This is a genomic window from Mesorhizobium sp. M7D.F.Ca.US.004.03.1.1, from assembly GCF_003998635.1.
Taxonomy (GTDB): domain Bacteria; phylum Pseudomonadota; class Alphaproteobacteria; order Rhizobiales; family Rhizobiaceae; genus Mesorhizobium; species Mesorhizobium loti.
Genome location: NZ_RZQG01001139.1, coordinates 1 through 1,673 on the forward strand (window position 1 = coordinate 1; position 1,673 = coordinate 1,673).

Annotated in this window: 1 protein-coding gene and 1 pseudogene; both read right to left on the bottom strand. The window is 63.6% G+C overall.

Translation table 11 applies throughout. The features are described from left to right. Positions 1-133: 133 nt before the first annotated feature. Entirely contained in the window at positions 134-1,132 is a 999-nt protein-coding gene (locus EN935_RS34820; RefSeq protein ID WP_127263591.1) for an alpha/beta hydrolase, read from the bottom strand. A gap of 15 nt (positions 1,133-1,147) precedes the next feature. After that, positions 1,148-1,673: pseudogene (locus tag EN935_RS34825) on the bottom strand (hypothetical protein); the annotation flags it as partial.

Sequence of the window (1,673 nt, forward strand, 5' to 3'; positions counted from 1 at the left end):
GTCTTGATCACGGTCTTGTCCCTTCGAGATGCCCCCCGGCAGCCCATACTTCCTTCCCATTCCTTCGCGCGCGAACAAGGCGGGATTTGGCCGCGATTGTGAAATGAGCGTGGCGGAGCGCCAAACAGCCGGCCTATCGCGTGGCCGGCAAGGTCCGTTTGAGGAAATTCGCGATCAGCCGCACCACGTCTTGTGGGCGTTCAACCTGCGGGTTGTGATTGACGCCATCGAGAACCGCCAGTTCGGCGTGTGGAAACAGCGAAGCAATCTCCTCACCCTGTTCGAGGGGCGTGGTCGTGTCCTCTCGCCCCCAAATGATGAGAACAGGCGGCGTGAAGGCGCGATAGTTCGCCTTGTTGGCGGCAAGCGATTTTCGCTCGTCGTTGAAGAGGCCGCTGAACAGCCAATGGCCCACCGCATTGGTCGTGCCTTCAACGTTGAGTGGGCGTGCGTAAATCGCGATGCGCTCAGGGGTCACCACGGCATCGTTCCCGATGAACGAGCGCAGACCCGGGCCGACCATGAGCGGATTGGTGAAGGTCGAGGCGGTCAGCAGCTGGCGAGGCCAGGCCATGTTCAGGAAGGATGCGAACGGCAAAGCCGGCGCCTCGGTCCGGCCGAGGCCAAGTGCCATGTCGAGCAGGATCAGCGAGTCGATACGAGCCGGGGCGGAGAACGCGGCTTCGATCACGCCACCGCCGCCATAGGAGTGGACACCGACGCTGAAATGACGAAGGCTAAGCGCGTCGGCGAAACCGAGGACGCGTTTGGCGTGGGCGGCGCGCGAATAATCCTGATCGGCCGGTCTCTCGGAATAGCCAAAGGGAGGCATGTCGGGCGCGATGACGCGAAAGCCCTGTTCTCCCAATGGCGCGGCGATATCGCGGTATGTTTCGGCCCAGGAGGCCGTGCCGTGGAACAGGAGCAGCGGCGGCCCGTCCGGAGGGCCCCAGACCTGATAGTGCATCTTCAACCCGTCGACCATTACGAACAGCGCTCCCGCCGGGGCTGCCTGCTCGGGTGACAGGGTCTCTCGCAACGCCGCCGCGCCGCGAAAGCCGACAAGCACGACGGCAACGAGCACAACCAGCGTGAGCGCCAGCCAGCCGAGGATGCGGATCAGTCGGCGCATTGCCGGGCTATCGTCTCAATAGTCATAGACGTGTTCGAGCCTGGCGCCTGACTTGATCAGCGCCGGCAGCACCAAATGCAGCTTGCGCACGGCGACGGTCAGCCCGGTGCGGCGCGTTGCCGGATCGGCCGGCAGCGGATAGCTGAACAGGATGCGCATGCCTTCGGGGACGGCGATCGTATCGGTGGACAGTACGGTGACCATGATCTCGTCATTGCCGCCGATCTCGACGAAGGAGACGCCCTTGTCGATCAGGCGCGGGATCATTTCGGTGAACACCTGATAGCGCTTGGTGACGAAGATGGTGCCGTCAGCTCCCATGTCGCGCTCGAGCAAGGTGTCGGGCTCGTTGCGGGTGGCTTCGCCGACCGGCCCCTTGGCCCAGACATGGATGTCGAGGAAGGCAGGGTCCATCGTGGCGGCGAGTGCCTTTTTGATCATGTCGGCATAGCCCTGCTTGATGGTGTCGGCGAGGCCAAAGGCCAACTTGCGTTCGCTGGTGCGGACGGAACTGTCACCCGGCGCCGGCTGCACGGCAAAC